The 26,891-nt window shown below is 39.4% G+C and carries 19 protein-coding genes; 6 read left to right on the top strand and 13 right to left on the bottom strand.

What is annotated here, in order from left to right:
* Positions 1 to 98: 98 nt before the first annotated feature.
* The 3 genes from IMO47_RS13080 to IMO47_RS13070 all read right to left on the bottom strand — a co-directional run bounded on the left by IMO47_RS13080 (position 99) and on the right by IMO47_RS13070 (position 3,747).
* Complete coding sequence (locus tag IMO47_RS13080) at positions 99 to 581, bottom strand: peptidylprolyl isomerase (RefSeq protein WP_004829245.1); 483 nt, start codon at positions 579 to 581, stop codon at positions 99 to 101.
* 143 nt (positions 582 to 724) lie between these two features.
* A complete protein-coding gene (locus IMO47_RS13075; protein ID WP_196076709.1) occupies positions 725 to 2,011 on the bottom strand; it encodes an NAD(P)/FAD-dependent oxidoreductase in 1,287 nt (428 codons plus the stop codon).
* Positions 2,012 to 2,478: 467 nt separating this feature from the next.
* Entirely contained in the window at positions 2,479 to 3,747 is a 1,269-nt protein-coding gene (locus IMO47_RS13070) for a D-alanyl-D-alanine carboxypeptidase PBP6B (protein ID WP_196076708.1), read from the bottom strand.
* 178 nt (positions 3,748 to 3,925) lie between these two features.
* Here IMO47_RS13070 and IMO47_RS13065 point away from each other — a divergent pair, with 178 nt between their 5' ends.
* A complete protein-coding gene (locus IMO47_RS13065) occupies positions 3,926 to 5,629 on the top strand; it encodes a M61 family metallopeptidase (protein ID WP_196076707.1) in 1,704 nt (567 codons plus the stop codon).
* Positions 5,630 to 5,708: 79 nt separating this feature from the next.
* Here IMO47_RS13065 and uraH read toward each other — a convergent pair whose 3' ends face one another.
* Positions 5,709 to 6,107, bottom strand: coding sequence for a hydroxyisourate hydrolase (gene uraH, locus IMO47_RS13060; RefSeq protein WP_196076712.1), 399 nt, complete (start codon positions 6,105 to 6,107; stop codon positions 5,709 to 5,711).
* Between the two features lie 444 nt (positions 6,108 to 6,551).
* On the opposite strand from uraH, the gene IMO47_RS13055 reads away from it, so the two are divergent.
* Together IMO47_RS13055 and IMO47_RS13050 are read left to right on the top strand one after the other, a co-directional pair.
* Entirely contained in the window at positions 6,552 to 7,055 is a 504-nt protein-coding gene (locus IMO47_RS13055; protein ID WP_196076706.1) for a hypothetical protein, read from the top strand.
* A gap of 230 nt (positions 7,056 to 7,285) precedes the next feature.
* Positions 7,286 to 7,705, top strand: coding sequence for a hypothetical protein (locus IMO47_RS13050; protein WP_196076705.1), 420 nt, complete (start codon positions 7,286 to 7,288; stop codon positions 7,703 to 7,705).
* Positions 7,706 to 7,771: 66 nt separating this feature from the next.
* Here IMO47_RS13050 and lipA read toward each other — a convergent pair whose 3' ends face one another.
* Positions 7,772 to 8,785: a lipoyl synthase gene (gene lipA, locus IMO47_RS13045; RefSeq protein ID WP_196076704.1), complete on the bottom strand. Its 1,014-nt coding sequence runs from the start codon at positions 8,783 to 8,785 to the stop codon at positions 7,772 to 7,774.
* A 200-nt stretch (positions 8,786 to 8,985) separates the two neighbouring features.
* Between lipA and sthA the strand changes: the two genes are divergently transcribed.
* The gene (gene sthA / locus IMO47_RS13040; protein ID WP_196076703.1) at positions 8,986 to 10,401 is read left to right on the top strand and encodes a Si-specific NAD(P)(+) transhydrogenase; all 1,416 of its coding nucleotides are present in this window, start codon (positions 8,986 to 8,988) and stop codon (positions 10,399 to 10,401) included.
* Positions 10,402 to 10,503: 102 nt separating this feature from the next.
* On the opposite strand, the gene mgtA is transcribed toward sthA, so the two are convergent.
* Together mgtA and IMO47_RS13030 are read right to left on the bottom strand one after the other, a co-directional pair.
* Positions 10,504 to 13,260 carry a magnesium-translocating P-type ATPase gene (gene mgtA, locus IMO47_RS13035; protein ID WP_196076702.1) on the bottom strand — a complete coding sequence of 919 codons (2,757 nt, stop codon included), beginning with the start codon at positions 13,258 to 13,260 and terminating at the stop codon, positions 10,504 to 10,506.
* 94 nt (positions 13,261 to 13,354) lie between these two features.
* Positions 13,355 to 14,050: a hypothetical protein gene (locus IMO47_RS13030; protein ID WP_196076701.1), complete on the bottom strand. Its 696-nt coding sequence runs from the start codon at positions 14,048 to 14,050 to the stop codon at positions 13,355 to 13,357.
* A gap of 553 nt (positions 14,051 to 14,603) precedes the next feature.
* Between IMO47_RS13030 and IMO47_RS13025 the strand changes: the two genes are divergently transcribed.
* Positions 14,604 to 15,671, top strand: a complete 1,068-nt coding sequence (locus tag IMO47_RS13025) for a 4-phosphoerythronate dehydrogenase (RefSeq protein ID WP_196076562.1) — start codon at positions 14,604 to 14,606, stop codon at positions 15,669 to 15,671.
* Positions 15,668 to 16,642, top strand: coding sequence for an EF-P lysine aminoacylase EpmA (gene epmA, locus IMO47_RS13020; RefSeq protein ID WP_196076563.1), 975 nt, complete (start codon positions 15,668 to 15,670; stop codon positions 16,640 to 16,642). The genes IMO47_RS13025 and epmA overlap by 4 nt, the downstream gene beginning before the upstream one ends.
* A gap of 147 nt (positions 16,643 to 16,789) precedes the next feature.
* Here epmA and IMO47_RS13015 read toward each other — a convergent pair whose 3' ends face one another.
* The 6 genes from IMO47_RS13015 to ahcY all read right to left on the bottom strand — a co-directional run bounded on the left by IMO47_RS13015 (position 16,790) and on the right by ahcY (position 26,643).
* Complete coding sequence (locus IMO47_RS13015; RefSeq protein WP_196076564.1) at positions 16,790 to 18,031, bottom strand: multifunctional CCA addition/repair protein; 1,242 nt, start codon at positions 18,029 to 18,031, stop codon at positions 16,790 to 16,792.
* A 108-nt stretch (positions 18,032 to 18,139) separates the two neighbouring features.
* Entirely contained in the window at positions 18,140 to 20,410 is a 2,271-nt protein-coding gene (locus IMO47_RS13010; protein ID WP_196076565.1) for an NADP-dependent malic enzyme, read from the bottom strand.
* Positions 20,411 to 20,547: 137 nt separating this feature from the next.
* Entirely contained in the window at positions 20,548 to 23,406 is a 2,859-nt protein-coding gene (locus IMO47_RS13005; protein WP_196076566.1) for an EAL domain-containing protein, read from the bottom strand.
* A 136-nt stretch (positions 23,407 to 23,542) separates the two neighbouring features.
* Positions 23,543 to 24,262, bottom strand: a complete 720-nt coding sequence (locus IMO47_RS13000; protein WP_196076567.1) for a 16S rRNA (uracil(1498)-N(3))-methyltransferase — start codon at positions 24,260 to 24,262, stop codon at positions 23,543 to 23,545.
* 38 nt (positions 24,263 to 24,300) lie between these two features.
* Entirely contained in the window at positions 24,301 to 25,137 is an 837-nt protein-coding gene (metF, locus tag IMO47_RS12995; RefSeq protein ID WP_196076568.1) for a methylenetetrahydrofolate reductase [NAD(P)H], read from the bottom strand.
* A 123-nt stretch (positions 25,138 to 25,260) separates the two neighbouring features.
* Positions 25,261 to 26,643: an adenosylhomocysteinase gene (ahcY, locus tag IMO47_RS12990; protein WP_196076569.1), complete on the bottom strand. Its 1,383-nt coding sequence runs from the start codon at positions 26,641 to 26,643 to the stop codon at positions 25,261 to 25,263.
* Positions 26,644 to 26,891: the final 248 nt, after the last annotated feature.

Genomic DNA, 26,891 nt, shown 5'->3' with positions numbered 1-26,891 from the left:
AAATCGTTTTGTTGCCACATGATCCAAATCACTTTAACCCGACACCCATAAAAAAGGCAAAGTAAAAACTTTGCCTTTTCAGATCAGATAATCAGATCTTAGTGGTGATGACCACCTGCGCCATGTACATGACCATGTTCTAATTCTTCTGGAGAAGCGTCACGTACTTCTACGATTTCAACTTCAAAAGTAAGATCTTGACCAGCCAATGGGAAGTTGGCATCAACGATTACGTTTTCACCTTCAACTGCTTTAACTGTAACGATTTGAACACCATCATCAGTTTGTGCTTGGAACTGCATACCAGCTTCAATGTTTTCTACACCTTGAAACATTTGAGCAGGAACTTCTTGAACGAGGTCAGGATTGTATTCACCATAACCTTCAGCAGCAGGAATAGTCACTGTAAATTTGTCGCCTACAGTTTTACCTTCTAAAGCTTTTTCTAAACCAGGAATGATGTTACCTGCGCCATGTAAATATGCAAGTGGTTCACCTTGTGATTTATCAAGAGTTTCACCCTCAGCGTTAGTCAACGTATAGTGGAAAGAAACCACGTTGTTATTTGCAATAGCAGTCATGTTATTGATCCATTCGGTAATCGATAATTTTAAGGCTACATCATAAAGTGAAAAGCAGTTTTTGTAGACTAAATTTACTAAAAAAATGCATTTTCAGCTGTATTTTGACCATTTTTTCATAGATTGGGGCTAAAAACTAAATTTCAATGCAATTTAATTTTGGGTGCAATTTTTCGTGTAACAAAATCTTTAGCTGTTAATAGCCCTGCATGTGCATAACCGTAAATGGTGGCCTGATGGATACGGTATAAAGAGACATACATTGATTTTGCAACAAAACCCTGTACATTGACTTGCCCCAACAATTCACCGACGGCCTTATTTTCACTGAGTGATACCAATGAACCCTTGTCTGCGAATTGGAACATCGGCTGTTGGCGTCCTTTGATACGGGCATACATGGCATCCACAAGAAACGTGGCTTGCTGACTCGCTACCTGCGCACGCGGTCCAAGCGGGGCTTCTCGTGCATCTAAGATACAGTGTGCGCAATCTCCAAAAGCAAAGATGTTCGGATCTGCTTGAGTTTGTAATGTTGCATATACTTTCAGACGTCCCATGCGGTCTTTTTCAAAACCTTCCAGATTTGCAATCACTTCAGGGGTTTTGATACCCGCAGCCCAGACTTTTAATTGTGCTTCTACAGATGTACCGTCATTAAAATAGACTCGTTCAGCATCAACTTTTTCGACACGCTTTCCTGTTAATACATCAATTTTCATACGTTTTAGCTGCTGAGTTGCATGTTCAGCCATTTTTTCAGATAGAGCCGGCAAGATACGGTCGGCACCTTCAACCAAAGTGATTTTGACATGATTTGGATTGATTTTATTCAAGCCGTATTTATAAAAATTTTGTTTGGCTTGAACCAGCTCTGCGGAAAGCTCCACACCTGTTGCACCAGCACCAATGACAGCAATATGCAGTTCACGATCAATATTTTTATTTTGTGCGTCTAAGTACAAGTGGAGCAAGTCTTGTTGGAAAATTTCCGCTTGCTGACGACTATCCAAATAGTGACAGAATTCTTTAACGCCCGGTGTATTAAAATCATTGGACACAGAACCCACAGCAAGAATCAAAGTGTCATAACTGAGTACTATTTTTTCTTGATTGGATTCGTACTTACTGGTTTGCGTTTTACTTAGCACTATGGTTTTATGCTCACGGTCGAGTTGTTCAAATCGACCAAGGACAAATTCATAATGATGTTTAGCGGCATGCGCATAGTAATTGGTTTCTTCATCGCTTGGATTCATGGTTCCTGCAGCGATTTCGTGGAGGAGTGGTTTCCAAATATGGGTGAGTTTTTGATCAACCAGGGTGATCTTGGCTTTCTTGTTTTTACCAAGTGTATCACCCAGTTGAGTCACCAGTTCTAAACCACCAGCACCACCACCAACAACCACGATATGATGTAGATCAGACATAAAAAACCTAAATTGTTGTTATGAAAAGTAGAATGGCTTAAATATGCCATCCTATTTAATTGTTTAGTTTTTTTTTGTATTACAGGTTACATAATTACAATAAATCTAAGTAAATTGGTTGGTTTTAATGAGGGGCTGTTGACATTGCATCAGTGGCTTGTGTTGTAGGTTAAAATTGAGCAGGCATGAGGAGTATACTCCGCAAGGAAACCAAGAGAATAGCGAGGCTATTTTCAAGTTTCATAATATAGACTGAGATAATTTTAACCACAACCTTCAGCAAAAACAAAGCACTGCTTTGTTTGCAGTGCAAGGCTTAGTAGGGACTAGCGTGTTTTTTGTCGCTGCGTTGTTACCTTGCGAAACAATGTTTCTCATCATTTAGAATGACTAAATTTCATATTTCGTGCCTGGTATCGCCTCAAAAAAATACCTAGTCGCAAACGTAGACGAATCGTCAACAGATCCTAAATTCCAAAAATTGACTTAATCCATTCCATTAAACGTTCGAACCAAGAGGCTTGTTCTATATGAACCTCATCTTCAATATCAAAGCTTTGGATGAGTTGATTGTCTTGATATACATTGACTTTAGCCAAATGCATGATTTTTTCCAAAGGTGCAGTCAATGAAGTTTCATTAAGTTCGACATTCAAATGTGTTTGAGTCGTCGTCAATGGTTCAATTGCAGTTAAAATGCCATGAGCATCTGTTTTCATGACACGACTATTCACTACATCAAAGCTGTTCAGGTCAATTGGATTGATATCGTTATAAAGTGAGGTGGTCACTAACTGAGGTTTTCTGGCTTCAACTTTAAACATTTTCAGTGTGGATTTGACCACAGGAAGTTCAGCGATCAATTGCTTGTCTTTGATTGCCACTTCATCTCGTGTATAGGCATAGCCCAAATTTAAAAGTTTATGAGCAATTTCAGCACGTTTAATTGCACTTTTTGCACCCATCACCACAACAATTAAACGACGATCAGGAGACTCAGCAATTGCAGAAGGGCGGTGTGCTGTTAAAGCCAAATTATAACCCGCAGCTTTGGTAAAACCTGTTTTTAAACCATCTACACTTGGATCTGTTTTTAAAACGAGATTGGTTGCATGATGGAAGTGTTGGTTATAGCTAAAACTCGGCATCACTGAATAATGCATATATTCAGGGGTTTGTGATGTTACAGCTTGACCCAAGATCGCCATGTCATGCGCAGAAGAAAAATGATCTGGCATGGTGATTCCCGGAGGGTTGGCAAAATGAGTATCTTTCATTCCCAAAGCCTGTGCTTCTTGGTTCATACGCGCAACAAATGCGGGTACACTGCCAGAAATACGCTCTGCCAAAGTCACTGCTGCATCATTGGCAGACATGACGATCAAACCGGCTAGTAATTGATCAATCGAGATCTGCTCTCCTTGTTTCAGGTACATCTGAGATTCATCCCACTGTACGACTTGAACCACAGGTGTTGCGGTAATAATCTCTTCTTTTTTAAGATGACCTGCTTTTAGTTCTTTTAAGGCAATATATGCCACCATCATCTTGGTCATGGATGCAGGTGCACGCTGAACATGACTATTATATTCCGCAATGGTTTGACCTGATTGCGTATCTAATATTGTCCAAGCTTCAGCTTCAACAGATTGCGGATTAATATTTAAAAGTGCGGCATTAACAAAGGTGGAACAAACCAAGCCTGTTATTGCAATAAAAGAAGCAAGAATTTTCAACAGATTTACCTTTAAGCCAATCCAATGGCAAGAGTCGACAAACTGTGCGAATGCTATGCCTTTTTTGCATTCTACGCTAGTAAGAATTGCAGACAATTTCGACTAAAATCGCCCGACTTTGTAAAAAAATGCTAATCTAATTGGTAATTTCTCACTGTCTATTTTCGAATATATATTTATGTTGCATTATCAGATTGAATTTGACGATTATCGTCAACACCTCATCCATGTCACATTGCGTTTTCTGGCGAATCCAACTCAAGTATTGTCTCTCCCGACATGGATTCCGGGGAGTTATTTAATTCGTGAATTTTCAAAACACATCGAATCGGTAAAAGCTTATGATGAAGCTGGTCGTCAACTTAAAATAAATAAATTTGAAAAAAATAAATGGCGCTTATATAACACGGATCATGAACTCATTACAGTTGAGTATGATGTCTATGCTTATGATCTTTCCGTACGAGGTGCATATGTGGATCAAAGCCGTTTATATGTCAATCCAGCCTGCGTATGTTTGGGACTTCAAGATCAAGAAGATTCAGCGATCGAAGTTGAAGTTTTTTTACCTGATGAATTAAAGCACTTTCAGCTTGCGACTGGTTTGGCATCGAAAAGTTTGGTGAAAGGTCGTTTTACTTTAAAAGCCGATCATTATGCTCAATTGATTGATGCGCCATTTGAATTGGCGGAACAAACACGGTTTAGTTTTGATGCGAATGGAATTCCACATGAGTTTGTGATTTCTGGTCAGCATACAATGAATGCTGAACGTATGAAGCAAGATCTTGAAAAAATCTGTAGTACAGAAATTAGCATGTTTGGTTCAGCGCCTTTTGAAAACTATACCTTCATGACAATGGCAACAGGCAATAGTTATGGCGGCTTAGAACACCCGAACAGTACAAGCCTGATTACACCACGTAATGACTTGCCCAAGCTGAATGAACCTGATGAACCATCGGCAGATTATCAACGATTCTTGGGGCTCTGCAGTCATGAGTACTTCCATTCATGGTTAGTTAAATTTATTCGACCGGAAAACTTTGCCAATTATGATTTGAATCAAGAAGCTTATACCTCTTTATTGTGGATTTTCGAAGGTTTCACTTCATATTATGATGATTTGATTTTGTACCGTAGTGGTGTGATTTCTCAAGCGTCTTATTTGAGTTTGTTGAAAGGTCAAATTGATCGTTATTTGCAAAATCCGGGACGTTTTATCCAATCTGTCTCTGAATCAAGTTTCGATGCTTGGATAAAATTCTATCGTCAAGATGAAAACTCAAATAATTCAGGAACCAGTTACTATAACAAGGGCTGTTTAGTGGCACTGAGTTTGGATTTGGGTTTACGTTTGCGTGGTTCCAGTTTAGATGCGTTGATGCGCCGTTTGTATGAAAATACTCAAAAAGGGATTCAGGTCAATGAGCGTACAATCGTTGAATTATGTAATGAACTGACAGGCAGCAATTGGATTGAACAGATTAATCATTTGATCAATACCACAGATGAATTACCACTGGATCAATTGTTCCCTGAATTTGGTTTGGGTTATCGTTTAAAAAATGAAAAGGCACTGCCATTTGGATTGAAAGTAGCGGACAAACCTGAAGGGGTACTTATTCAACAGGCATGGCGTGAAGGAACGGGTGCAATTGCAGGGCTTTCAGCCAATGATGTGATTGTTGCGATTGATGGCTTAAAAGCCTCGGAAAAACTTTTATCACAATATTCCAAACAACCAGATCGCTTTACTGTCTATGCATTCCGCCGTGATGAATTTATGCAGTTCGAGCTTCAAGGTGGAGAAATTGACTTAACGACAGTTGAATTGACTGTCCTTGATCAAGACAAAGTAGAAAAATGGCTAAGCCTTTAATATCGTATGAACTGAAAACCGATGTTTGATACATCGGTTTTTTTATGGCGGAATTTTAAATCACCTCGATTCTTCAAGACTAATTGCCACGATAAGTAGAATAGCCATATGGGCTGATGAGCAAAGGAATATGATAATGCTCAAGCGTACCGTCTATCACAAAAACCACAGGCACTTCAGGAAAAAAGCTTCGCTGGTTTTTTTGCTTAAACCATTCGCCTGTTTCAAAAGTGACTTTATAGACACCTTTGTCCAGTGCTTTATTTTCAGGATATAAGGCTAAAATTCGTCCGTTACTGTCTGTGGTGCCCTCATTGATTTTTATCCATTTATCTTTTTGTTGAGCTTCAAGAATGACTTTAACATTACTTGAAGGTAGACCACTTTCAAGATTTAAAACATGTACGCTTAATGGATTTTGAGCAAAACACAGCCCAGAGAAAAAAGTCGCAAGCATTGATAAGGTAAGTTTTTTCATCATCATGTTTAGCTTAGATTAAAACCTCTATGTTAAAGTCAACTTACAATTGTGCCGCTAAAAAAATGTAAGATTATATTAACTGTTCAAATTCATTTTATTTATTTTTTATAAATAATTTATTTTAAGTTTTTCATTTTTTTAAACTGTTCTTTTATTCATTTGATCTGCTGATTCAAGGCAAAGTACGATCTTTTTACAATAATAAGCGAATTTTGTCCTATGTCTAATCATTACTTGGCATCATTTAGATTTGTAAAAAGAATGAGCAATTCGCTTTTTTGAATTTTAGATGATATCTTTAAAACTTATTGTTTAGTTTTATAAAAATAATATGTTAATTAAATTTTACAGTAAATTTTTAAATTTATATTGCGGCAACGAGTTGGACAATAAAAAGTTGTTTGCAATATTTGATCAAATCAGAAAATAAGGAAACACAAAATGGAGCAATTTCAAATGTATATTTTACGTATTGTGCTGTGTTACAGCCTTTTATTCACAGTATCAGTTACACGAGCAGATAATACAGGAAAACTACAGTTTTTATATACCGCTTATTTGGATATCCCCGCCTTGTTTCCGAAAACACTTGCTTCATGTAAGAAATTTGATGCATCGACAGAGCCAGAATTACAGCGCTTGTATGATCTGTGGTATCAACAGCACGGGCGATACCAGAAGGAATTGCAACAGCTGATATTCAAATATTTTAGTAAACAAATGGGGGTAGCAAAAACAAGGAAGGTTATTGCTGAGATTAAAAAAGAAGTTAAAGGTGAGCTGGTAAGCTTATCATTCCCACAAAATCATACGTGGACTGACAATTGGTTTTGCACTAAATTGCTCCCTGAAGATCTGACTGGAAAGGGTCTAATGTTGAATTACGCAGATTACGTTGAGGAACTTAAGCAAAATCTGGCGCAATTCAAACAGCAACCAGAATAAATAATTTTATTGATTTCAAATTTTAACTGAGTGGGTTTTGATTACCATTCATTCTTATTGGCAATTATTCAGTGAGAATTCCAATAAAGTAAGTTAAGTGCTTTTTGCTTACTTTTAATTAATAAATGACAACATTTTTGTCCTTCACCCTCAAAACGACATATTTTAAGATCGGTAAATAATAAATTTAATTTTTAAATTTAAAATGAATAATTCAAAGGGTTATATCCATGAAGAAAATTTTCCTGAATACCAGCATAATTTCATGTGGTTTAATGGCTGCGCAACTTGGATTTGCAGCGAATTGTACTGGCGCAATCAATAACAATGCAGTGTCGAGTTTAACTGTACCCGCAGGTGCAACCTGTACCATAAACAGTAGTTCTGTCGATGGCAATGTGAATGTACAAAAGGGTGCGAGCTTAATCCTCAATAATTCTTCAGTCAGTGGCAGCGTCCAAGCCAACACAGCCAAAGTGTTGAAGCTTGTCAACTCTTCAGTAGAGGGGGATGTGGCTGCATCTCAAGTTTCAACGACATTGAGCTTAAATAAGTCGATGGTTTCGGGAAATTTACATTGTTCAACATTGACAAAATTACAAAGCAATATGAGCAGTATCGAAGGTAAAACGATTGGAAAATGCCGATAAAAACTACTGAGAACAAGAAAAAGCACGCTATAGAGCGTGCTTTTTTCTTAGCGGCTTGAGTTCGTTTTAAGCTTCGATCGCTTGGACTGCGATTTTCTTCGCAGGATCTGCTTTACGGCGAACTTGTGGTACAGGCTCTCCATAATATTGACGATCGGCAAAATAACTTGAACGAACCATCGGTGCAGCCCAAATATTTCTGAAACCTAGTTTTTGACCATGCGCAGTATAACGTTCAAATTCTTCAGGTGTTACAAAACGATCGATAGGAGCATGTTCTTTTGAAGGCTGTAAGTATTGTCCAATAGTGACATAGTCAACACCGTGGGCATGCAGATCGTCTAACAATGCAATGACTTCTTCTTCAGTTTCACCAATACCGACCATCAAGCCGCATTTGGTTGGAACATCTGGGCAATATTCCTTAAACATTTTCAAAAGGTTTAAAGAGTGCTGATAATCTGAACCTGGACGCATTGCTTTATAAAGACGTGGCACTGTTTCAATGTTGTGGTTAAATACGTCAGGCGGACATTCCGTCATGATACGCAATGCAATGTCCATACGACCACGAAAGTCAGGCACTAGTATTTCAAGTAATGTTTTTGGACTGAGTGCACGCGCTTCTTTGATACAGTCTACAAAATGCTGTGCGCCACCATCCAATAGATCATCACGGTCTACTGAAGTGATCACTGCATATTTCAAACCTAAATTTGCAATCGTTTCCGCCATGTGGCGTGGTTCATCTGGATCTAGTGCATTTGGTCGACCATGTGCAACATCACAGAAAGGGCAACGACGGGTACAGATATCACCCATAATCATAAAGGTTGCAGTACCGCCACCAAAACACTCAGGAAGGTTGGGACATGCCGCCTCTTCACAGACCGTATGTAACTTTTGCGTACGCAAAGTGGTTTTTATACGTTGAACTTCATCAGGTGCAGCCATTTTCACACGAATCCAATCCGGCTTTCGTGGTGCTTCAACCGTGGGAATAACTTTTACAGGTATACGAGCAACTTTTTCCGCGCCACGTAATTTGACACCCTGTTCTGGTTTACGGTTCTCTGACATATTCAACTTTTCCACTGTTTTCTACGGGGGAGATAAACCATTATAACGGAAATGCAAAACGATGGGGTAAAAACACTATTCATATACTAAATGTCGTTATCACAGAATATATGCATGGGAAATACAGAAAATTGTTTCGGTTTAGTTCATAATATCGCATGAGAAAAGATATAGACTGAATTTAGTATAAGGAGCTTTGAATGCCACGTAAGAAAGAAGTCGTTAGTGGGAATTTTGTGAAATACGATGCAGTCGTACTTGGCTCTGGTCCTGCTGGTGAAGGCGCGGCAATGAAGCTTGCTAAATCGGGTAAGCGTGTTGCAATTGTTGATATTCGCGAGCAACTCGGGGGTAACTGTACGCATGTGGGTACAATTCCAAGTAAAGCTTTGCGTCAAACAGTTTCAAGTATTATCCGTTACCAACGTGATCCAATGTTTAAGAAAGTGGGGGATTGGAAGCAATTCACCATGAAACAAGTATTGCGAAATGCACATAAAGTAATTCAACAGCAAGTCGATACACACTCACGCTTTTACGACCGCAACAACATTGATGTATTTCATGGTCGTGCATATATTCAAGATAAAAATACTGTGATTATTTTCAGTGAAGATGGGGTAAAAGAAACCTTGGGTTTTAAACAGCTGGTTGTTGCGACGGGTAGCCGTCCTTACCATCCACAGGGTTTAGATTTCAACCATCCTCGAGTATTTGATTCAGACAAAATTTTGGATCTTGATTTCACCATTCATAAGATTATCATTTATGGTGCAGGTGTAATTGGCTGTGAATATGCGTCTATTTTCATTGGTTTGGACCACAAAGTTGATTTGATCAATACGCAACATCAATTATTGAGTTATCTCGATGATGAAATTGCCGATGCATTGTCATATCACTTGCGTGAACAAGGTGTATTGATCCGTCACAATGAGCAAATTGATCATTTGGAAACTTTTGATGATCATGTCGTACTGTATTTACAAAGTGGCAAGAAGATTAAAGCTGATGCGATTCTTTGGTGTAATGGTCGTTCAGGAAATACCGATGGTCTAGGACTTGAGAATGTAGGTCTTACACCAAACAGCCGTGGTCAACTTGCAGTCAATGATCAATATCAAACCGAAGTTGAAAATGTTTATGCTGCGGGTGATGTCGTGGGTTGGCCATCACTTGCTTCTGCCGCATATGACCAAGGTCGCTGTGCAGGTTCAAACATGGCTGGTGAAAAAGATGTGAAGCCTGTAAAAGATATTCCAACAGGTATTTATACAATTCCAGAAATTTCTTTCTTTGGTAAAACTGAAAGTCAGTTGACTGAAGAAAAAATTCCGTATGAAGTCGGTCAAGCGTCATTCCGTCACCTGGCTCGTGCACAAATTACAGGTGACACGGTAGGTGAGCTTAAAATTTTATTCCATCGTGATACCTTGGAACTGTTAGGCGTACACTGTTTTGGTAATAACGCTGCCGAAATTATCCATATTGGGCAAGCCGTGATGCAAAGCGGTAACAATACCATTAAGTATTTTGTTGAAACCACCTTTAACTATCCGACAATGGCGGAAGCTTATCGTGTTGCAACATTGAATGGTATGAATCGACTGTTTTAATCAAAAATGTTGATGCCAAATCTATTTAGAGCATCAACATTGCATAATAAAAAAGCCTTTCCCATCAACAGGGGAAAGGCTTTTTTTCAACCCATGTAAATTTTATTGCCAACCATATCGACGAATGTATATTGTTTTAATCCACTGTGTTAAACACATATAGGCAATTAAAATAAATGGGAGATAGAAGAAATAGCTCAGTGGCAATGCTTCCAGTTTTAAATAACTTGCCAATGGTCCCATTGGCAAGAATATGCCTATACACATAATGATTGCGGTCATGACCAATAAAGGTGTTGCGGCACGGCTTTGAATAAATGGAACTTTGGCTGTACGGATCATATGCACGATCAGTGTTTGAGTGAGTAGCCCCACCACGAACCAGCCTGATTGGAATAAAGTTTGCTGTGCTGGCGTGTTTGCTGAAAAAACAAACCACATCAGGGCAAAGGTTAAAATATCAAAAATCGAGCTGATTGGTCCAAACACGATCATGAAACGACCCACTTCACTAGGCTGCCAACGTTGGGGTTGAGCAATCAGTTCATCATCTACATGGTCAAATGGAATAGCGATCTGGGAAATATCGTAAAGTAGATTTTGAATCAGTAGGTGAATCGGCAGCATCGGTAAGAACGGGATAAAGGCACTGGCAACCAACACAGAAAAAACATTGCCAAAATTGGAGCTGGCGGTCATTTTGATGTACTTCAGCATATTGGCAAAAGTTCTACGACCTTCAATCACGCCTTTTTCCAAGACCATTAAGCTTTTTTCAAGTAGGATCAAATCTGCAGATTCTTTGGCAATATCCACTGCGGTATCCACAGAAATTCCAATATCGGCTGCACGAATCGCTGCCGCATCATTAATCCCGTCACCCAAAAAGCCGACCACATGCCCATTGGCTTTAAGCTGCTCTACAATACGCTCTTTATGAACAGGACTGAGTTTGGCGAATATATCATAGTGCTCGACAGCTTCTTTCAGTTGTTTGTCCGACAGGGTTTCAATAATGCCGCCAAGTAAAATGCGTTCACATTGAATACCAATTTCACGACACACTTTTTGCGTGACAAATTCATTATCACCAGTCAATACTTTTACTGCGACACCATGCGCATGTAAGCTTTTTACTGCTGCCATGGCTGATTCTTTCGGTGGATCTAAAAAGGCAACATAGCCAATTAAAATCAGATCACTTTCATCGGCTACAGAAAAATTTTCTTGTGTAGTGGGAAATTCACGATAAGCCACAGCCACTACACGCAAACCATCTTGGTTATAACTTTGGGTAAGTGTTTCAATTGCAGTCTGTTTTTGTGTGGTTAACGCTTCTACTTTGCCATCAATTTCAACATAACGACAAACTTTGAGCATTTCCTCAACAGCACCTTTGGTAATCATGCGGACTTTGTCTTGTGGTGTTTTCACCACGACAGACATGCGACGGCGATCAAAATCAAAAGGTACTTCATCTAATTTTTTAAAACGTAACTTTTGTGTTTTGATCTCTGGGTCAACAGCTTCTAATACAGCAACATCAAGCAGATTTTTCAATCCGGTTTGATAGTAACTGTTTAAAAATGCCTGCATTAAAACATAGTGCGAGGTTTGACCGAGTATATCGACATGTTGTGATAGAAAGATTTTGTCCTGAGTTAATGTTCCTGTCTTATCCGTACACAATACATCCATTGCACCAAAGTTCTGAATGGCATCCAGACGTTTAACAATGACTTTCTTTTTAGATAAAAACACTGCACCTTTTGCTAAAGTTGAGGTAACAATCATCGGCAACATTTCAGGTGTTAAGCCGACTGCAACGGATAATGCGAACAAGAAAGCCTCTGTCCAATCACCTTTGGTAAACCCATTGATAAACAGTACAACAGGTGCCATGACCAACATAAAGCGGATCAATAACCAACTGACTTTATTTACACCCATTTGAAAAGAGGTTGTGCCTCGATCTGTCGCTGTTACTCGATGAGCCAAAGCCCCAAAATATGTGTGTATTCCTGTGCTTACAACCATGGCATGTGCTGAACCTGAAACTACATTGGTTCCCATAAATACAATATTTTCGAGTTCCAAAGCATTGCTTTGCTGAAGGTTTGTTTGCACAGGAAATTTTTCTACAGGCATAGATTCACCTGTCATTGCCGCTTGAGAAACAAAGAGATCTTTGGCAGTGAGAATTCGGCAATCGGCAGGAATCATGTCTCCTGCAGAGAGCAAAATAATATCACCCGGAACCAAATATTGAATTGGCATTTCAAATTGAGAGTTTTTTTGATTTTTAACATCAATGCCATAGCGTTGTTGCATCAGCACCAGATCATCATAACTGAGTTGATCTCTTAAAACGGTTGCGGTATTGCTCACCATTGCTTTTAAGGCATCTGCTGCTTGGTTTGATTTGGATTCTTGCCAGTAGCGAAGCAGGGTGGAAAGAATCACCATCACACTGATAATACATGTGCCTGTCAAATCATCAGTAAGAAATGCCACCAGTGCTAAAAGACTCAATAGAATATTGAAAGGATTACGGTAGCAATACCAAAGGTGCTGCCACCACATCAGCGGCTTTTCATGAGAAATCTCATTCAAACCTATGATCTTTTGTTGGGCACTTGCTTGTTGCTCGGTTAAACCTGCTTCTGAACTGTTAAATTTGTTGAGCAGTTGTGCTGAGTCCAATTTGGCTGCCTTGACCAATCGGGTAGATAAAGTTTTGCTGATTTCTTGTGCATAACTGGATTGATGCAATTCTTTAAAAGATTGACTGCGTCCAAAGAAACGCATGAGATGAAATCTTTTGAGAAAAGTGGTAAATAGTTTGTGCCAGAGTTTCATGTTGAAGTCCTCTTTTTTTAGGCGTGCAAAGGCTCTGACCTTATGATCGAAATAAAGCCGATTTGAAAAATAATTTATAAAATAGAGCGGGGAATTAAGGTGTGTAACTTAATCCGAGTCCAAACCATCTCTGTCGGAAGGCATTGAAACGATCACCGAAAGTCGCTTCGAATGTTAAGATGTTTGGGATCAGGCTATAGTGGGCAGCGGTCTGAAAAAAAGGCGAATCACGATCTTGATTATAGGTTTCTGCGCTTAAAGCCCAGCGATCGTTTAGCGAATAATGTGTAGCAATTCCCCAACGAATGAAATGTGAATGATCATGCGCATATTGGTAACCCAAGTTAGTATCTACTGCTATGCGCGGAGATAAATTAAAACTCATGGGTAGATTGAAAAACCAATCTAAATCTGAAGAATGCTGAGACTGTTCATCTTGTGATAGCATCAGGCTACTTGCAACGCCCCAGAAATGATCCATGGGTTTTAATACGGTTTTTGCTTGAGCTGAAAAACCATGTACATTATCAATATCTTTCGACGCATGATATCCCACTGAAAGTTCTAGATTTTCAGAAAAGTTACATGCTGGTGCAACTTGATATGACCATGTACCTGCTGTGCTATGTGAATAAGCACTTTCCAATTGGCAGCGGTGAGCTGCTGTAATAGATGCATCATCCGTATTTAAAAGCGGATCGGCTTTGCTTTTTTGAGCAAGCACAACGAATCCACAGAGTAAAAATACACTGATTGCACAATACCATTGAATGGAAGCATGTAAAAACATCGGCTTCTCCCCATTTTTAGGTGAGAAACTAAACGGGTTGTAGTCAACACATTAAATTTTTGCTGATATGTAAAAATTTTATAGAGGGGGATTGAATTATAATTTTTCAAAGCTATCTCGTTGCAAGATAGCCGACCTAATAGGCTATATTGCTCAGTATTCGCTTTGGTTTAAAAGATAATTAAACCCGAACCTCGAACAACTTCCCATTTAGGATCTCCATTGAATAAACTCAACGGCATTATAGTGCAAGTGTTTGGATTAACAAGTCATATTTGATGAATTTTTTATTATAAATTTAAATTTAACAATCAATACTTTGTAAATAAATGACTTAGCTTATTTTTTATTTTACGGATATGGTGCTTAGGAGGATTGGATTTTAAATTTTTACTCATTTTTTTATGTTTAAGAGTTAAAAGTCTGAATTATCCCAAAGTGCTTAACAGTTTTTCTTGAGCTGCCTACTTTTTAGAAATTTGATCTATGAACAACATAGTTTTAATAGGTTCAAAGGTTTATCATAGCTTCAGTTCAATATGTGGATAATGTTATGAAAATTGTTGCAGATGAAAATCTAGCATTTACTGAATATTTCTTTTCAGAATTCGGAGAAATTCATCAGGCAGCAGGGCGCACTCTTAACCACGACAATGTTAAAGATGCGGATGCTTTATTGATTCGATCGGTCACAAAAGTCAATGAGCAGTTGATTGCACAGACTGCATTAAAATTTGTAGGCAGTGCGACGATCGGCACAGATCATTTAGATATTCAAGCTTTAGAAAAACATCAAATTACTTGGTCGAATGCAGCAGGCTGTAACGCACAAGCTGTTGCTGAATATGTCATCACCGCTTTGTTGCATCTTCATCCAGAATTTTTGGATGCAGGAAAACACTTTACTTTAGGAATTGTGGGTTTAGGTAATGTGGGGACGCGTTTAGCTTACATGGCGCAATTATTGGGCTGGAATGTGATCGGCTATGATCCTTTTATGCAGCATGACAGCATTAGACATGTTGAACTTGAAGAATTACTGAAGAATTCCAATGCTGTGACCCTGCATGTACCCATAACCCACACAGGGCAATATCCAACACATCATTTGATCAACGCTGAAAGATTGGCGATGATGTCTCCTGAAACAATTCTCATCAATTCTGCGCGTGGTGCCGTGGTTGAAGAGGCGGCATTGATTGCAGATATTTTAACGACCCGACGTAAAGTTGTGTTAGATGTATTTGAACATGAGCCTGAAATTTCACAACGCTTACTTGATTTAATTACTCTCGTGACACCACATATTGCAGGATATAGTTTAGAAGGTAAGGCTAGAGGAACGCAGATGGTCTATGAGGCGTTCTGTAAACGCTTCGAATACTTAAATCATAAAAAGTTTGAATCACAATTGCCTGCCTGTGAACAATACTTCTATGGCAATAGTATTAAACAGACCCTAAAAAACTATTTGACTGAAATCTATAATATTCAACGTGATGATGACAATTTGCGTGACTGCCTAAAAGATGGAAAAGTGGATCAAAAAGCATTTGATTTTCTCCGTAAAAGCTATCCCCTACGCCGTGAATGGTCTGCTCATGGAGGTCCAAAAGCATGACGATTAACTTTAAACCGACTTGTGATATTCATGCATTGAAAGCACGTGCAAACATGTATCGGCAAATTCGTCATTTTTTTGAGCAACGGAATGTTTTGGAAGTTGAAACACCCATCTTGTCGCAAGCGGGTGTCACAGATGTTCATTTGGCTTCAATACAGGTACAACGCCATCTACAGGGGAAAATGCAAACACATTATTTACAGACCTCTCCTGAATTTGCGATGAAGCGTTTATTGGCAAGTGGCAGTGGCTCAATTTATCAAATTTGCAAAGTGTTTCGTGATGATGAGCATGGTCGTAAACACAACAGTGAATTTACCATGCTGGAGTGGTATCGCCCGCACTTTAGTTTAAAAGACTTGATGTTTGAAGTGACAGACCTGTTAAATGTTGTTTTGGCTGAACGTTTTGCTGATGTCCGTCCGACAGTCTTGAGTTATAAACACGCATTTATTGATCGTTTAGATTTAAATCCACTTAAGGCAACTTTATCAGAACTCAAAGATGCAGCCCATCGAGTCGGGTTAAATCTGGATTTGGGTGATGACCGTTTGGCATATATGGATTTGTTATTTTCACATCTGGTTGAACCGAGTTTAGGCTTTGATACACCCGTATTTTTAACTGATTTCCCACCAGAATTGGCATCATTGGCAAAGACTAGAATTGATGAAGATGGTGAGTTGGTTGCTGCACGTTTTGAGCTGTATATCGAAGGACTTGAGCTTGCCAATGCCTATGATGAATTGATTGATGCAGAGATTTTACGAAGCCGTTTTCAAGCAGATAATGCTGAGCGTGAAAAACTCGGTTTACATGTGATGCCTGTCGATGAGTATTTACTGGCGGCTTTGCCGAATATGTCGGAGTGTGCAGGGATAGCGTTGGGGATTGACCGCCTATTGATGGTGGTGATGAACCAAATAAAACTGGAAAAGGTGATTACATTTCCTGCGGATGTATCTTAAAAGTATTTTTTCACCTATTGTTCATGTTGTTCGGGCAATAGGTGAATATATTGAATGGTCATATTCATTTTACAGGCAACAATATTAATTGTTTCAGGTTTTAGAGTCGTCCATGAATAAAAAACCTCTCACGCTGAGAGGTTTTTTTTAAACTGTATGATGATGATGACCTGATTGATGTTTTAAGTTTGCAATCGCATCGATACGCTTTTGAATCAGCATCTCACCAATATCCGCGCCTTGAACCTCTGGTGGTAAGTCTGAGGCTTTGATGCCCCGTACAGTTTTCATGGCATCCAAAAGGTAATTGGCTTGCGGGTATTCACGATCTTCTAAACCCAAGCGACCTTTTGCATCACATTCACAGGCTTGCACAAATGCCTCAACACGCTCAGGACGGCGCAATACATCTAAACGTTGTAGTAAACGCCATAATGTACCTGCTTTTAAAGTAAAGGCTTGATGGCATTTTAAATGCTCTTTACATACAGCAAGCGCCAGTTGTTTGGTTTGGGTCGGTACACGTAAACGATTACATACTGCTGTAACAGGTTGAATACCACGTTCTTCGTGCATGATATGACGCGGAAGCTCATCTTTAGGCGTGAGGGCTTTCCCTAAGTCGTGAACCAGTACAGCAAAGCGCACATCTAAAGCGTATTGGGCTTTGCAAGCTTGTCGCAGAGACATGAGGGTATGAATGCCACAGTCAATTTCTGGATGGTATTCAGGTCGTTGCGGTACGCCAAAAAGTGCATCAATTTCCGGAAATAGAACTTTTAAAGCACCACACTCACGTAATACTTCAAAATAAACATCGGCATGATCTTCCATTAAAGCGCGTGAGGTTTCTTTCCAGACCCGTTCTGGTGTTAAGGCTTGCAACTCACCAGATTCAGCCAGTTGGCGCATGAGTGCAATGGTTTCATCGGCTATACGGAAACCGTATTGCGCATATCGGGCAGCAAAACGTGCAACACGGAGCACACGCAAAGGGTCCTCTGCAAAAGCACTGGAAACATGACGTAAAATTTTATGCTCTAAATCATCCTGCCCGTGATAGGGATCATAGACTTGACCGGCATCGTCCATTGCCATGGCATTGATGGTCAGATCGCGACGAATCAAATCTTCTTCTAAAGTGACGGCAGGATCGGTAAAAAATTCAAAGCCATGATATCCATGTCCCGACTTACGTTCAGTACGTGCGAGTGCATATTCTTCTTTTGTTTCTGGGTGTAAAAACACAGGGAAATCTTTTCCCACAGGTTGGTAACCTTGGGCAAGAAGTTGTTCTGGTGTTGCACCAACCACAACATAATCTTTTTCGTGATAGGGATGTCCGAGTAAATGATCTCTAACGGCACCGCCTACTAAATAAACTTGCATGAAAAAACCTCTATTCTTGATGCCATCATGCAACAGAATAGAGGTTTTCTCAAGTACAGAACTTGAGTTGCTTGACTAAAGTTCCTTGGGATTCACGACACAGCTCAATTAGCCTTGTGCTTGTTGAATTTCAGCAACAGTTAAAGCAGTCATATTCACCAAACGACGTGTTGTTGCAGTCGGCGTCAAGATATGTACTGGTTTGGCAGCGCCAAGCAAAATAGGACCGATCGTCACATTGTTGCCTGAGGTTGATTTTAACAAGTTGAATGAAATGTTTGCCGCATCAAGATTTGGCATAATCAACAAGTTTGCAGAACCTTTGAAGCGTGAATTTGGGAATGCAAAATGACGAATATTTTCATCCAGTGCTGCATCTGCATGCATTTCGCCTTCTACTTCCAACTCAGGTGCAATCTCTGTCAAGATTTCAAAGACTTTACGCATTTTCTGTGCACTTGGATCATTTTGATCTGAACCAAAACTAGAGTGCGACAATAATGCAACACGTGGTGTTACACCAAAGCGGCGAACTTCTTCTGCAGCTAGAATCGTCATTTCAGCGAGCTGTTCAGCAGTTGGGTTGGTATTTACATAAGTATCAGCAATGAAAATATTGCGATCTTCAAGCATTAAAGCATTCAAGGTAAAGAATGTGCTACGACCATCTTTCAGACCAATCACATTTTTAACGAAATCTAAGTGAATGTCGTAACTTGCATAGGTACCACACAACATGCCATCTGCTAAACCATGACGAACCAACATTGCAGCGATGAGTGTAGAGCGACGGCGTGACTCACGTTGAGCATACTCAGGCGTAACGCCTTTGCGCTGCATCAAGTTGTAATAATCATCTGCAAACTTATCGTAATCAGGATTTTTCTCTTGATCAACAATCGTGATGTTTACACCGTGTTCTAGACGTAAGCCCAATTTCTTGATGTTGGCTTCGATCACAGAAGTACGACCCACGAGAATAGGTTGTGCTAAACCTTCATCTACAGCAATCTGCACTGCACGCAATACACGAAGATCTTCACCTTCAGCATAAGCAATACGTTTAGGTGCAGTTTTTGCTTGCGCAAAAATAGGTTTCATCATCAATGCTGAGTTATATACAAACTCAGATAAACGTTGACGATAAGCAGAGAAGTCAGCAATTGGACGGCTCGCCACACCTGAGTCCATCGCAGCTTGAGCGACAGCAGGTGCAATTTCCAAAATCAGACGTTGATCAAGCGGTCGTGGAATTAAATAATCACGACCAAATGATGCAGACTTTTCACCATAAGATGCCGCGTCTGCTTCAACATGTGCCATACGTGCAATTGCATGTACGCAAGCAATCTTCATTTCTTCATTAATCGTTGTTGCACCAACATCAAGCGCACCACGGAAAATATACGGGAAGCACAGCGCATTGTTCACTTGGTTTGGATAGTCCGAACGACCTGTTGCCATAATCACATCTGGACGTACTTCATGCGCATGTTCAGGCAGAATTTCTGGATCCGGGTTGGCTAGGGCAAAGATAATTGGATCAGCGGCCATCACCTTAACCATTTCTTTGGTCAAGATCCCCGCTGCTGAAAGACCCAAGAACATATCCGCATCTGCAATCACATCTGCGATTTGAGAGCCTTCAATATCCTGGACATAACGCTTTTTAGACTCATCTAGGCCTTCACGTTTTGTGGTTAATAGACCACGCGAATCGGCTACAATGATGTTTTCTTTTTTCGCACCAATTGCGCAAAGTAAATCTAAACAAGAAAGTGCGGCAGCGCCTGCGCCAGAAGCGACAATTTTGATCTCATCAATTTTCTTGCCGTTTAATTGCAAGGCATTGAGAAGCGCAGAGCCAACGATGATCGAAGTACCGTGTTGGTCATCATGAAACACAGGAATTTTCATGCGTTCACGAAGCTTTTGTTCAATATAGAAACATTCAGGCGCTTTAATATCTTCGAGGTTGATCCCGCCAAACGTAGGTTCTAGTGCTGCTACGATGTCAACAATTTTATCCGGATCATTTTCAGCAATTTCGATGTCGAAAACGTCGACACCCGCAAATTTTTTAAAGAGTACGCCTTTACCTTCCATGACTGGCTTAGATGCCAATGGACCAATATTACCCAGTCCTAAAACGGCTGTACCATTACTGACCACTGCGACCAAATTACCACGCGCAGTATAAAGCGCTGCTTTAGAAGGGTCTTTTTCAATTTCTAAACAAGGTGCTGCGACGCCAGGAGAGTAGGCAAGGGCTAGGTCATGTTGATTGACCAATTGCTTGCTTGGCGTAACGCTGATTTTTCCTGGTGTTGGAAATTCGTGATAGTAAAGGGCTTGCTGTTTTAAAGATTGATCATCCATCTGAATCTCGATTATTACATGTTCCAGCGAGGCTGGTGGTTTGACTAAATTTGATCGAATATAACATTTGTTGAACAATACCGACAGTCAAAAAGTAGTTATTTCCAACAAACTTATAGATTTGAAGTCTAAAAGAATTAACAAATCGTAATAAGCTTGTGCTGTTCTAAATATTTTGTACTGTCTGCTGAAGAAAGTGCTTTTGAAAAATAGAATCCTTGTAAAATATAGCATCCGTGTTTTTCTAAAAATAAAGCTTGTTCTTTGGTTTCAACACCCTCGGCGACCAGCGTAATACCTATGGCATTTCCCATGGCAATAATTGCATTGACAATCGCTTCATCTTTTTCTTGACCAATTTTTGAAATAAATGCTTTGTCAATTTTTAAAATATCAAAGGGATAACTGGTGAGATAAGCAAGCGAAGAATAGCCTGTACCGAAATCATCTAAAGAAATTGAAATATGACGGTCTTTGAGTTGTTTTAAAAGCAAATTGACTTGGTCAGACTTTTCAAATAAAGAAGATTCGGTGAGTTCAAGTTCAAGCATATCACCGGAAATATTGTATTTTTTAAGCGCATAGTCAATGTCTTCAATCAACTGACCACGATAGATTTGTTGAGCAACAATATTGATGGATACTCGAAAATGGTCAAAGCCTAGAGATTGCCAATACTGAATCTGTTTACAGGTTTCATGCAGCACGATCAATCCGATATCGGAAATTAGACTGGTTTCTTCTGCGAGTGGAATGAAAATGTCCGGCAAAATATAGCCCAGTGTAGGATGCTGCCAGCGCACTAAAGCTTCAAAACCATAGATACGTTGAGTTTTGACACAGATTTTAGGCTGGTAGTGGACGGTTAACTCTTTATGTTTAATTGCTTTTCTGAGTTCACTTTCTAAATTTATACCTTGATTAAGTAAAGGTGTTTTCTTATCGGAATAGAAATAGACTGTATTGCCGCCTAAACGTTTGGCTTCTCGTAAAGCAGATTCGGCATGACCATTTAAACTATCCAATTGCAAACCATGTTCAGGATACAGCGCAATCCCAATTGAAAGCGTGATGGTTTGTTCCTGTGCATTGATATCAAATGGCTGTTTAAATGCATCTAAGATGTTTTGTGCGTGCTGATGAATATTGATATTGCTGTTTAAATTGTATATCACAGCAAAATCATCATTGTTTAAGTAGGCAATAAGGGATGCGCTGCTACAGCATAATCTTAAACGATGCGCCACTCGTTTGAGTAATTCATCACCTTCTTTATGGCTCATGAACTCATTGAACAGTTTAAAACGGTCAATGTTAATCCGTAAAACCGCAAAGTTTTTAAATGTACTTGAATAATGGGTTAAATAATGATGCAAGCGTTGTTTGAAATAAAAGCGGTTGGGCAGATCGGTGAGAATATCGTAATGTTCCAGATAGGAGAGTCTTTGTTCCTGTTTTTTACGATCCGTCAAGTCAGTAATAATACCCACATAGTTTGAAATTTTATTTTTTTCATCATAAATAGCATTGATGTGTACCCAAAGAACCAGCTTTTTCCCAGACGTAAAATCAATTTGCAATTCTGATTCAAATTCGCCATGTTGGACTAAGCTTTGGGTAATCACCGTATACATTTTTTCAGTACGTGCATTGTTGTTGATGGTGATATCAAAGAGATGGCGGCCGATCAAATCATTTTCTTTATAAGCCAGAAGTTGTTCGAAATAGGGATTTACTTCTAAATAGCACAAATTATTGTCTAAAATAAATACACCTTCAGCCACTTGCTCTAAAACATTCGCGGCCAGTTTCAGTTTTTCTTGGTCTGTTTTTTCTTTTTGAATATTTCGTTGAATACCCACCATTCTTAATGGTTTATTGTTAAAGTTTTTTGAAACGACCTTACCAATATCCTGAATCCAGCACCATTGATTGTCACGCTTTACACGATAGATTGCTTCAAAACGTTCAGTCTTTCCTTTGAGGTGCTGTTTGAGCAAGGTCTTATAATTTTCAATATCTTCAGGATGAATGAAATCATCGACATTGTTTTGTTTAAGATTTAATTGTCTGAATTCAGCATCGCTTTTTGAATCGGCTATTTCGAATGTACGCTTCTCTATGTTCCAGACCCATGAATGGATGCCTGCTGTTTCATGTGCAAAGGTAAGATTGGCTTGATGATTTTCAAGGCGATCATTCATCTGCTTAAAATCATAGGTTCGTTCTTTTACTTTCTGTTCTAATAAATGATTATGCAGTTGCAACTCATTTTTCATGGTTTGAGTTTTGGAAATTTCATTTTTGAGTTGAAGCTGTAATCCTTTTGATTCTTCAAGTTGTTGTTGCGATTGTCTAATCAAAATTCGATTCTTTAGGTTTAGAATTTCTGAATTTAAGTAAATCTTATGTGAGATATAGGCACTAAAAAATAACAAGGCAAACCACACAATAAATACTGTGCTATATACTTCATTGGTATTTTGTGGAAACAGTAAGGGAATGCTGAAAACTGGAATCGAAGAGGGAACAAACAAGGCTGTAAAATAACTAAATCTCTGATTCAGAAAGTTCATTGCCATTACATAAGAAAAGCTCAGCAAAAAACTGGATAAAAGAAAAGAGTAAAATGGATTGAGTGTATCGGGTAATCTGGTCAATTCTAAATTGACAATATAGATGCCAATACCAAATAGAGTACCTAGAATTAAACTGAAAAATTGAAAAAAAACATGTATATGCTTAAAAGATTGTTTGTTCTTTTGATAAAGCATACAGGTTAAAAAAATACAGATAAACAGTATAAAGACAACAGTGACAGCAAACCAAGATGTCAATAAATCGGTATGTGTCTTAAACAAATAAAGATAAATAAAGGCATCACATATGCACGTAAAAAATACCCAAATAAAAAATATTCGGATATTTTTAACAGTCTTTCTGATGTTCGATGAATTCACATCATATGAAAGAAGCTCTTCCTGAACATCATTCATTCGCTGTTGCACCTCTGCTATTTTTAGAATGCGTAGGTTTAAGGGAGCAACTATTGAAAATTTGTTAATTAATAGTCTCTTTGCTATTAAAATACTGTGAAATCACCAAATTTGCAATTGCTTTGTGTGAACTGAGTCACTTTAATGGGAAATAATAATTCAAAATAGACAAGGCAACCACGGGGGCTGTCTCGGTTCTCAGTACTCGTTCACCAATACACCAATTTTTAAAACCGAATTGGTTGGCTGTTATGATTTCAGCTTCACTCAGCCCACCTTCAGGACCAATCAACAGGGCAAGATTGAGTGAGGCATTTGCAAGAACGTCGCTTTGCTCTTTTTCAGGAGCGAGAACAAATCGAGTCTCGGGTAACTGACTTTCCAGCCAGCTCTGTAAGCTGAGGGGAGCAAGAACTCTAGGAACAATATTCATCCCACACTGTTCGCAGGCAGCAATCGCAATACCTTGCCAATGATCAAGTTTTTTCTGGTCGCGATCATATTTTAAACGCATTTCACAACGTTCAGAAGTCAGTAACTGAATTTCGGTCACACCAAGCTCAACTGCTTTCTGAATGGCATAATCCATACGATCGCCTTTACTCATGACTTGCCCAAGCAATGTTGTAAAAGCCGGAGTACGATTATCTGGATGAAATGATTCTATCCAAACAGATGCAGACTTTTTAGTCACCTCTGTTAGGCGCACTTCATATTCACCCCCTTGTCCGTTGAACAAGATGGCATGTTCACCAACTTGTGCGCGCAATACCTTGACCCAATGATGAAATACGGTTTCAGTCAGTTCAACTGTCGTATTGACAGCCAAATCCGTTTCAATATAAAAGCGAGGCATTCAGTTTCACTCACAAGTCGGGAAATCAATTTTTTGGTTTAAGCTAAGCCAAGATCAAGAACAAGTTGGCGGTTTGGTTCAGTGTGGTTCATTGTATAAAAGTGCAGACTAGGGGCACCGCCTGCGATGAGGCGTTCACACAGCTTAATCACAACCTCATGACCAAAAGCTTTAATACTGGCAGAGTCGTCACCATAAGTAGCCAGTTGTTTACGAATCCAGCGTGGGATTTCAGCACCTGTACCGTCAGCAAAACGAATCAAATTACTGGCATTGGTAATTGGCATGATGCCTGGTGCGACTGGAATATCAATCCCTGCTTTCTGGATGCGGTCCACAAAATAGAAATAGGCATCGGGATTAAAGAAAAATTGAGTAATCGCTGCATTTGCCCCTGCATTTACTTTTTCAACAAAGTGTTGAATATCTGCATCATAGCTTTCTGCTTGAGGATGCATCTCGGGGTATGCTGCGACTTCAATTTTAAAGTGGTCGCCTGTATGTTCACGAATAAAACGAACCAAATCCATCGCATAAGGGAGTTCACCTAGCCCGACTTGACCTGAAGGTAAATCACCGCGTAATGCAACGATACGATCAATCCCTTGTGCTTTATAAATATCTAATAATTCAGCAATGCGCGCCTTATCATCTCCAATACATGAAAGATGTGGGGCAACAGGAGTACCTTTACCGTTGAAGTCAGAAATTGCGGCTAAGGTTCGTTCGCGGGTTGAACCACCAGCACCATAAGTAATCGAAAAAAACTCTGGATTGAATTGTTGCAGTTCTTGATGAACGACTTTAAGTTTTTCCGCACCTGCATCGGTTTTGGTTGGGAAAAACTCAAACGAGATGGGAATACGTTTGCTCATGATTAAATCCTTTTTTATAAATGCTTTTTAATGTGTTTTCACTTTTACCCCATCCTCTCGCAGAGGAGAGGATGTCTACTTTCAATACATAAACTTTAAAAGTAAGGGGGAGCGGATGAAAACTTAGTATTTATAAGCTTCAGATTTAAACGGACCTTCAACTTGCACACCTAAGTAGTCTGCTTGTTCTTGAGTCAATTGTGTCAATACACCACCGAAACCTGCAACCATTGCAGCAGCAACTTCCTCATCAAGTTTTTTAGGAATTAATTCGACACGGATTTTTGCAGCTTTTTGATCTTCTGGAAGGTCAGCAAACTTTTCAGCAAATAAGTGCATTTGACCTAATACTTGGTTGGCGAATGAACCGTCCATCACACGTGATGGGTGACCTGTAGCATTGCCTAAGTTGACCAAACGACCTTCAGAAAGAAGAATTAAATAATCATTTTCATTTTCTGTGCGATAGACCTGATGTACTTGAGGTTTAACTTCAACCCATTTGTAGCCACGTAAATAGTTGGTATCAATTTCGGTATCGAAGTGACCGATGTTACACACAACAGAACCCGCTTTTAATGTGTCAAGCATCGCTGAGTCACATACGTGATAGTTACCTGTTGTGGTTACAATCAGATCCGTATTTTGAAGAAGATCTAAGTTAATATCTTCTTTCTTGCCTGTTTGAATGCCGTTTTTATATGGAGAAACAACTTCATAGCCATCCATACACGCCTGCATTGCACAGATCGGATCAATCTCGGTAACACGAACGATCATGCCTTCCTGACGAAGTGATTGAGCTGAACCTTTACCTACATCACCATAACCAATGACAAGTGCACGACGTCCAGATAACAGCATATCTGTACCACGTTTAATCGCATCATTCAGCGAGTGACGGCAGCCATATTTGTTGTCATTCTTCGACTTGGTAATAGAGTCATTGACATTGATTGCTGGAACTTTTAATGTTCCGTCACGGAACATTTCATGCAGGCGCTGTACACCTGTTGTTGTTTCTTCAGTGATACCATGAATTTTAGCGATGAGTTCAGGATATTTTTCATGAACAACAGCAGTTAAGTCACCGCCATCATCTAAAATCATGTTGGCATCCCAAGGTTTGCCATTTACATTAATCTGCTGTTCAAGACACCACATGTATTCTTCTTCAGTTTCACCTTTCCAAGCAAATACTGGAATGCCAGAAGCTGCAATAGCCGCTGCAGCATGATCTTGGGTAGAGAAAATGTTGCATGATGTCCAACGCACTTCTGCGCCAAGTTCAACCAATGTTTCAATTAAAACAGCGGTTTGGATGGTCATATGGATACAACCAAGAATTTTTGCACCAGCAAGTGGTTTTGCTGCTGAATAACGCTTACGTAAACCCATCAATGCTGGCATTTCTGCTTCAGCCAGTTTGATTTCTTTACGACCGTAATCGGCAAGTGAAATATCAGCAACTTTATAATCTGTAAATGAAGCATTAACCGCGTTCATCACGATCTCCTTTATAAATAACAAATATTGATCATTCAGTTCGCGGATGCCGTTGTTGATCAGTACGCATGTCTGACCGAATCGTCGAGCCTAGCGATTTCACATTTATGTGCCTGTGAAAAAGTCGCAGCATCCCTCGACTGGCGACTATTGTACCTAGATTTTATTAGAGTTCAAATGTAGTTGGTTAATATTCAACTAAAAGATAGAATTAGTTTTTGGGCAAAATCTGTATGAAAAATAGTTCA

This window comes from Acinetobacter sp. Res13-Abat-PEC15-P4-01, from assembly GCF_015676285.1.
Lineage (GTDB): Bacteria > Pseudomonadota > Gammaproteobacteria > Pseudomonadales > Moraxellaceae > Acinetobacter > Acinetobacter nematophilus.
Note: the sequence above shows the minus strand (reverse complement) of the source record. Positions and strands in the feature narration are given on the sequence as shown.

What these genes read in the sequence shown, in the direction of transcription:
- IMO47_RS13080 (WP_004829245.1), bottom strand. Translation starts at nt 581, where the DNA reads ATGACTGCTATTGCAAATAACAACGTGGTTTCTTTCCACTATACGTTG.
- IMO47_RS13075 (WP_196076709.1), bottom strand. Translation starts at nt 2,011, where the DNA reads ATGTCTGATCTACATCATATCGTGGTTGTTGGTGGTGGTGCTGGTGGT.
- IMO47_RS13065 (WP_196076707.1), top strand. Translation starts at nt 3,926, where the DNA reads ATGTTGCATTATCAGATTGAATTTGACGATTATCGTCAACACCTCATC.
- uraH (WP_196076712.1), bottom strand. Translation starts at nt 6,107, where the DNA reads ATGAAAAAACTTACCTTATCAATGCTTGCGACTTTTTTCTCTGGGCTG.
- IMO47_RS13055 (WP_196076706.1), top strand. Translation starts at nt 6,552, where the DNA reads ATGGAGCAATTTCAAATGTATATTTTACGTATTGTGCTGTGTTACAGC.
- IMO47_RS13050 (WP_196076705.1), top strand. Translation starts at nt 7,286, where the DNA reads ATGAAGAAAATTTTCCTGAATACCAGCATAATTTCATGTGGTTTAATG.
- lipA (WP_196076704.1), bottom strand. Translation starts at nt 8,785, where the DNA reads ATGTCAGAGAACCGTAAACCAGAACAGGGTGTCAAATTACGTGGCGCG.
- sthA (WP_196076703.1), top strand. Translation starts at nt 8,986, where the DNA reads ATGCCACGTAAGAAAGAAGTCGTTAGTGGGAATTTTGTGAAATACGAT.
- mgtA (WP_196076702.1), bottom strand. Translation starts at nt 13,260, where the DNA reads ATGAAACTCTGGCACAAACTATTTACCACTTTTCTCAAAAGATTTCAT.
- IMO47_RS13030 (WP_196076701.1), bottom strand. Translation starts at nt 14,050, where the DNA reads ATGTTTTTACATGCTTCCATTCAATGGTATTGTGCAATCAGTGTATTT.
- IMO47_RS13025 (WP_196076562.1), top strand. Translation starts at nt 14,604, where the DNA reads ATGAAAATTGTTGCAGATGAAAATCTAGCATTTACTGAATATTTCTTT.
- epmA (WP_196076563.1), top strand. Translation starts at nt 15,668, where the DNA reads ATGACGATTAACTTTAAACCGACTTGTGATATTCATGCATTGAAAGCA.
- IMO47_RS13015 (WP_196076564.1), bottom strand. Translation starts at nt 18,031, where the DNA reads ATGCAAGTTTATTTAGTAGGCGGTGCCGTTAGAGATCATTTACTCGGA.
- IMO47_RS13010 (WP_196076565.1), bottom strand. Translation starts at nt 20,410, where the DNA reads ATGGATGATCAATCTTTAAAACAGCAAGCCCTTTACTATCACGAATTT.
- IMO47_RS13005 (WP_196076566.1), bottom strand. Translation starts at nt 23,406, where the DNA reads ATGAATGATGTTCAGGAAGAGCTTCTTTCATATGATGTGAATTCATCG.
- IMO47_RS13000 (WP_196076567.1), bottom strand. Translation starts at nt 24,262, where the DNA reads ATGCCTCGCTTTTATATTGAAACGGATTTGGCTGTCAATACGACAGTT.
- metF (WP_196076568.1), bottom strand. Translation starts at nt 25,137, where the DNA reads ATGAGCAAACGTATTCCCATCTCGTTTGAGTTTTTCCCAACCAAAACC.
- ahcY (WP_196076569.1), bottom strand. Translation starts at nt 26,643, where the DNA reads ATGAACGCGGTTAATGCTTCATTTACAGATTATAAAGTTGCTGATATT.